This window comes from Vibrio sp. R15-SG3-ISO1A, from assembly GCF_059833955.1.
Genome location: NZ_JCBDGH010000092.1, coordinates 47413 through 54649 on the forward strand (window position 1 = coordinate 47413; position 7237 = coordinate 54649).

General features: G+C 50.4%; 6 protein-coding genes. All 6 read left to right on the forward strand.

Annotated elements, in window-relative coordinates; genetic code table 11:
• Window positions 1-11 precede the first annotated feature (11 nt).
• Complete coding sequence (locus AC6R0L_RS16790; RefSeq protein ID WP_334554640.1) at window positions 12-1328, forward strand: adenylosuccinate synthase; 1317 nt, start codon at window positions 12-14, stop codon at window positions 1326-1328.
• Between the two features lie 331 nt (window positions 1329-1659).
• Window positions 1660-2298, forward strand: coding sequence for a flagellar protein MotX (motX, locus tag AC6R0L_RS16795; protein WP_500629860.1), 639 nt, complete (start codon window positions 1660-1662; stop codon window positions 2296-2298).
• 301 nt (window positions 2299-2599) lie between these two features.
• On the forward strand, window positions 2600-5080 hold the full coding sequence (gene rnr, locus AC6R0L_RS16800) for a ribonuclease R (protein WP_500629861.1): 2481 nt from the start codon (window positions 2600-2602) through the stop codon (window positions 5078-5080).
• A gap of 56 nt (window positions 5081-5136) precedes the next feature.
• Complete coding sequence (gene rlmB, locus AC6R0L_RS16805) at window positions 5137-5874, forward strand: 23S rRNA (guanosine(2251)-2'-O)-methyltransferase RlmB (RefSeq protein ID WP_500627518.1); 738 nt, start codon at window positions 5137-5139, stop codon at window positions 5872-5874.
• Between the two features lie 526 nt (window positions 5875-6400).
• On the forward strand, window positions 6401-6712 hold the full coding sequence (rpsJ, locus tag AC6R0L_RS16810) for a 30S ribosomal protein S10 (protein ID WP_001181007.1): 312 nt from the start codon (window positions 6401-6403) through the stop codon (window positions 6710-6712).
• A 14-nt stretch (window positions 6713-6726) separates the two neighbouring features.
• The coding region (gene rplC, locus AC6R0L_RS16815; protein ID WP_500629862.1) for a 50S ribosomal protein L3 at window positions 6727-7237 on the forward strand (511 nt) is incomplete at its 3' end.

Genomic DNA, 7237 nt, shown 5'->3' on the forward strand with positions numbered 1-7237 from the left:
GACTTGGAAAGATGGGAAATAACGTAGTCGTTCTGGGCACCCAATGGGGTGACGAAGGTAAAGGTAAAATCGTAGACCTTTTAACTGAAGATGCAAAATATGTGGTTCGCTACCAAGGCGGTCACAACGCAGGTCACACTCTAGTCATTGACGGTGAAAAAACCGTTCTCCACTTAATTCCATCAGGTATTCTTCGCGATAACGTTAAATGTGTTATCGGTAATGGCGTTGTTCTTTCGCCAGAAGCGTTACTGAAAGAAATGAAACCTCTTGAAGAGCGCGGCATTCCAGTGCGCGAGCGTCTTTTCATTTCTGAAGCCTGTCCTCTTATTCTTCCATACCACATCGCTATGGACCAAGCGCGTGAAGTTGCGCGTGGTAAAAAAGCGATCGGTACAACAGGCCGTGGTATCGGTCCTGCGTATGAAGATAAAGTGGCGCGCCGTGGTCTTCGTGTTGGCGATCTGTTCGACATGGACGCGTTTGCTGAGAAACTGAAAGAAGTGATGGAATACCACAACTTCCAGCTTGTGAATTTCTACAAAGCGGAAGCGGTGAGCTATGACGAAGTGCTTGAGCAAGCGAAAGGCTACGCAGACCTTCTCACTTCTATGGTGATTGATGTCACTGACGAACTGGATGCGGCTCGTAAGCGCGGCGACAAGATCATGTTCGAAGGTGCACAAGGCACTCTGCTTGATATCGACCACGGTACTTACCCATACGTGACCTCATCGAACACTACAGCAGGTGGTGTTGCGGCAGGTTCTGGTTTTGGTCCTCGTCACATTGGCTACATTCTTGGTATCGCGAAAGCGTACTGCACACGTGTTGGTGCAGGCCCATTCCCAACGGAACTGTACGATGGTCAAGACAAGCAAGATCCTATCGGCAAACACCTAGGTACGGTTGGCCACGAATTTGGTGCAACGACAGGTCGTCTACGTCGTACCGGTTGGTTTGACGCTGTGGCAATGCGCCGCGCGATCCAAATCAACTCAGTGTCTGGTTTCTGTTTGACGAAACTGGACGTACTGGATGGCTTGAAAGAGCTGAAAATCTGTACGGGTTACAAGATGGATGATGGCGCTATCCTTGAAGTGTCACCAATGGCGGCAGAAGCGTTCGAGAAGGCAACCCCTATCTACGAAACCATGCCGGGTTGGTCTGAGAACACCTTTGGTGCCAAGTCTATCGATGATTTGCCTCAAGCTGCGCTGAACTACATCAAGCGTATTGAAGAGCTCACCGGCGTACCTGTTGACATCATCTCAACCGGTCCTGACCGTAACGAAACCATCATCAAAGTTCACCCGTTTAACGCCTAATCTAGGCTGGCATTCCTAATAGCCAATAGCTAATAGCTGCCACAACAGTGAATCTGATAAACCAGCGCCCTCGCGCTGGTTTTTTTATGCCTTCATCGCTTGAATTCTCTCCCTTTCGCGGCAACAATTTGCCTTGTAGCGGCAATTTTGATTAAAGAGTTATCAATCTTGGTCGATATAAGGTTCAAGCTTGCCACCTCTTTCGCCGGTTTGTTGGCGTCGGCTCCAACAGTCGAGTCATTCGGTGGTGGTCGCTCGCAATTGAGGTGTGGTGTTGAGTCGCGCATCCCAGTTAACAATGGACAAACAATCGAAGTAAAGAGTGCAGATAATGACGCTAAAAACGTTAGCGGCTTCGATGGTATTGATGTGGGGCGCTCAAACGGTCACCGCGAATGAGCTAGCGGAGATTGGTGAACCGGTCCCGATTTATACCGAAGCTGAACTGATCAAACTGATTAACGACAACAAGCACCTTGAGCAAGTCAAAGCCGACAAATGTCAGCTGGTGGAAGACATTGTCGCGCGTGCAACGCGCATTAGCCTACCGTCTTACGAGTTTTTGTATGGCGATATGTTGGCGTGGGGTGTGTGTGTGGAGCAGGATGTGGAACTCGGTCTCTACTATATGGAGAACGCTGCCCATCAAGGTTTACCTGCCGCGCTGGAGCAGCTCGGGCGTTACTACTCTCGAGGCACCTTGGTGCAAGAAGACAAAGAGCGCGCGATTCCTTATCTGCGTGAAGCCGCTGCGATGGGCAACCTGAACGCGCGTATTCATCTGGCAGAATTGCTGTTGCGTGATTATGGCAGCCCGCTCGATTATGAAGATGCCTACCGCTGGCTCTACAACTCCGTCACCGCGGATCAGCGCACCCACAAACGTATCTCTATTTTGCGTCAGGGGCTGGAGCGCCGTATGCCGCAAAACATCATCGCGCGCGCCAAAAAACGCGACACGTTCTGGTAACGCACTCGTTCTGCTCAGGGACGGAACTCGCGCTAACAGGCGACGGACTTAGAATTCGAAACAGACACCACGCGGCTTATCCAACCTGCACTCTGGATTGGCCTTTGTGGCCAGTGACGGTGATGCCCAGCTTGGCTGGGTATTTTGCTTTTATCTCCTCACCTTTTATCCGCTAACCCTTCTACTTGCAAAACTCTGCCTAAAAAGACCACCTTTCACTTTAAAAACGCTAGCTTAGTATTAAAAGCTCACTTGAGCCGATATACTGTTATTAACTCCTCTGGAAAAAATAGGCGTGCCTATGTCTGACACAATGCCCAACGATCCGTTTGCCGATCGTGAATCTGAAAATTACGAAAACCCCATCCCAAGTCGTGAGTACATTCTTGAGTATCTCACTAACGCGGGAGTGCCGATGAACCGCAACGATCTGTTTGAGGCGCTCAAACTCGAAGGCGAAGAGCAATACGAAGGTTTGCGCCGCCGTTTGCGCGCGATGGAGCGTGACGGGCAGTTGGTGTTTACGCGCCGTCAATGTTACGCCTTGCCAGAAAAACTCGAGATGGTGAAAGGCTATGTGATTGGCCATAAAGACGGTCATGGTTGGGTCAGACCGGAAGGCAGTGTCGGCAAAGATAACGACATAGTGTTGCCGCACCATCAGATGAAAAACATCATTCATGGTGACTACGTTTTAGTACAGCCGACTGACAACTCGAAGCGTGGCCGCAAAGAAGGGCGCTTGGTGCGCGTGTTGGAAGAGCGTCAGACGCAGATCGTCGGCCGCTTTTTCATGGAGTATGGCTACTCCTATGTGGTGCCGGATGACTCTCGAATTAGCCAAGATATTTTGATTCCTAATGACCAGCGAGCAGGGGCTCGTATGGGCAACGTGGTGGTGATTGAATTGACCGACCGTGGCTCACGCTCACGTGGAATGATGGGCAAAGTGGTTGAAGTCTTGGGTGAGAATATGGCGCCGGGTATGGAGACGCAAATTGCCATTCGTACCCACCAAATTCCTCATGAATGGCCCGAAGCGGTTGAAAAGCAGATTGAAGGCCTAGGTGAAGAGGTCCCTGAAGAGGCGAAAGTCGGTCGTGTTGACTTGCGCGACTTACCATTGGTCACCATTGATGGCGAAGACGCGCGCGATTTCGATGACGCGGTCTACTGTGAAGCGAAGAAAGGGGGCGGCTGGCGTCTCTGGGTGGCGATTGCGGATGTCAGCTATTACGTTCGTACCGATAGCGCGTTAGATAAAGAGGCCATCAACCGTGGTAACTCGGTCTACTTCCCATCACAAGTGGTGCCAATGTTGCCTGAGGTGCTCTCCAACGGGCTCTGTTCACTCAACCCACAAGTGGATCGCTTGTGTATGGTGTGCGAGATGACCATCTCAGAAACCGGCAAGCTGTCAGGCTACAAGCATTACGAAGCGGTGATGAATTCTCACGCGCGTCTGACCTACAACAAAGTGCATGACATCCTCGAAGGGGATGAAGAGCTGCGTGAGCGCTACCAAGCTTTGGTTCCGCATCTTGAGCAGCTGCACGCGATGTACAAAGTGCTAAAAGAAGCGCGCGATCAGCGTGGGGCGATCGAGTTTGAAAGTGTCGAAACCAAATTCATCTTCAATGCGCAGCGTAAAATCGAAAGTATTGAACCTGTGGTGCGTAACGATGCGCACAAGATCATTGAAGAGTGTATGATTCTGGCCAACATCGCCTCGGCTTCCTTGGTGGAAAAAGCCAAAGAGCCAGCGCTATATCGTATTCACGAAACGCCGGGCGAGGAGCGCTTAACGGGCTTTAGAGATTTCTTGGCTGAGCTTGGCTTGGATTTGAAAGGCGGTTTGGAGCCTTCTCCTACGGATTATGCGGATTTGATGAAGCAGATCGGTGAGCGCCCTGATAAAGAGCTGATTCAAACCATGCTACTACGCTCGATGAAGCAAGCAGTGTACAATGCCGACAACTGTGGTCACTTTGGCTTGGCGTTGAAGCGTTACGCGCACTTTACGTCGCCGATTCGTCGTTACCCAGACTTGCTGCTCCATCGCGCGATTAAGTATTTGATTGCCAAACAAGCGGGCACTAATCACGATCGTTGGACCCCAACAGGCGGCTACCACTATTCATTTGATGACATGGACTTCTACGGTGAGCAGTGTTCGATGACCGAACGCCGCGCTGATGACGCGACGCGTGAGGTGTCGGATTGGCTCAAATGTGAGTACATGCAAGATCATGTCGGTGAAGAGCTAGACGGCGTGATTGCCAACGTCACGGGCTTTGGCTTCTTTGTCCGTTTGAGTGAGTTGCACATCGATGGCTTAGTGCACATCTCTAACTTGGCGAACGACTACTATCAGTTTGATCCGATCGGCCAGCGTTTGATTGGCGAGAGCTTTGGCGCCATTTATCGTCTTGGCGATAGCGTCAAAGTGAAGGTGCTGTCGGTGAACTTGGACGACAGACAGATCGATTTCGAGTTGGTGGAAAGTAGCCGAGTGCCACGCGGTAAAGGCAAGACATCGAAAAAACGCGCGGCAGAAGCGCAGCGTAAAGCAAAAGAGAAGAAACGTAACGCCAGCGGAAAAGGCGAGCGCCGCGCCATCCCTGCAGTGGAGCCGACTAAGCGTCCTGACACTGAGCGCGGTAAAGCGGGCGCGAAAGGTGAGTCTCGTGGCGACGCGAGCGCTGAAGGGACGAAAAAGCCAAAAGTCAAAAAGGCCAACAAGAAAAAGCCCGGTCGTAAGCCGAAAAAAGCCAAACGATAATCTATCGAAGAGAGGGGCGCATCACGCCTCTCTCTTGAATCAAAACAGGTTAACTAATGAGTAACGAATTTATTTATGGCATCCACGCCGTCAAAGCGGTGCTGGCCAAAGAGCCTGAACGTTTTGTTGAAGCGTATGTTCTTAAAGGGCGTCAAGACGACCGCCTGCTACCAATCCTCAATGAGTTACAAGCGGTGGGCGTTTCCATCCAGCAGATGACGCGCAAAACCCTCGACGACAAAGCGCATGGCGCCAATCACCAAGGCGTGATTGCTCGTGTTAAGCCCGCCAAGCCGCTCAACGAGCATGATTTGGATGACATTATCGCCAAGCACGACAATCCACTGCTGCTGGTACTGGATGGGGTGACCGATCCCCATAACCTAGGCGCTTGCCTACGTAATGCCGATGCGGCGGGTGTTTGCGCGGTCATCGTGCCGAAAGATAAGTCGGCGCCAATGACAGCAACGGTCAGCAAAGTGGCGTGTGGCGCAGCAGAAACGGTACCCCTAGTGCGCGTCACCAATCTGGCGCGCACGATGCGCAGTTTGCAAGAGCAGGGCATCTGGTTTGTCGGCACAGCAGGCGAGGCGACGCACGATATCTATCAAGCCAAACTGACCGGCCCACTGGCCATCGTCATGGGCGCCGAAGGAGACGGCATGCGCCGCCTAACACGCGAGACCTGTGATGACCTAATCAAAATCCCAATGGCCGGCTCAGTCTCGAGCTTAAACGTCTCAGTCGCTTCAGGCATCTGCCTCTTCGAAGCCGTCCGTCAGAGGTTGGCGTAAGGTCCTAGTGGCGAGTGCCTAGTTCCTAGAGGTCAATTTCTAGGTACTAGGCGCTGGTATTCTCAGATTCTTACTTAAATACTTTTTCCTCTATCCATATCATCGCTACACACCTCCGACTCTCTAGACACTCCATCTAGGAACTAGAAACTAGGCACTTCTTTTTCTCCCCCCTCTTTTTTCTGCGACTATTTTTCAAACAACCCTTGCATGTGAAACTGTGATCTGTATAATCCCCCGCACTGGTTAAGCCAGTTGTGAACCAATGAGCAGCGAGGAGCTGATTTACCGCTTGGTAAATTAGGTAATGTAAACTCAGCTTATGTTCGCGGTTAATACAATTAGTTCACCTCTTGAAAACAAACAGCAATGTTTCTCTTCTCGAGAGCTAATCGAAAATTAGCTGACAATGCGTCCTAATCTTGGATGCTACGGTTTCACATAAATCAATCGTACATTCTCTCGCCTTAGCGAGTCTGAGTGGCGATATTGTTTGTGTAATAAATAACTATTGGAGCTCTGTCTCATGCAGAACCAACGTATTCGTATCCGCCTAAAAGCTTTCGATTACAAACTAATCGACGCTTCTACAGCGGAGATCGTTGAAACAGCTAAGCGCACTGGCGCACAGGTTCGTGGTCCAATCCCACTGCCAACTCGTAAAGAGCGTTTCACAGTTCTTATCTCTCCACACGTTAACAAAGATGCTCGTGATCAGTACGAAATCCGTACTCACAAACGTCTAATCGACATCGTTGAGCCAACAGACAAAACTGTTGATGCTCTGATGCGTCTAGACCTTGCTGCGGGCGTTGACGTACAAATTAGCCTAGGTTAAGGGAGATTAGAAGAATGATTGGTCTAATCGGTCGTAAAGTGGGTATGACCCGCGTATTTACTGAAGATGGCGTTTCTATCCCAGTAACAGTTGTTGAAGTTGAAGCGAACCGCGTTTCTCAAGTGAAAACTCTTGAAACAGACGGCTACGCAGCAATTCAGGTAACTGCTGGTGCTAAGAAAGCCAACCGCGTAAACAAAGCTGAAGCAGGTCACTTTGCTAAAGCTGGTGTTGAAGCTGGTCGTGGTCTTTGGGAATTCCGTTTGGAAAACGGCGAAGAGTTTGAAGTTGGCGCTGAGCTAACAGTTGAACTGTTCAACGAAACTAAGAAAGTAGACGTTACTGGTACATCGAAAGGTAAAGGTTTCCAAGGCGCTGTTAAGCGTTGGAACTTCCGTACTCAAGATATGACTCACGGTAACTCATTGTCTCACCGTGCTCCTGGTTCTATCGGTCAATGTCAGACTCCAGGTCGCGTATTTAAAGGCAAGAAAATGGCAGGTCACATGGGTGCTGAGCGTGTAA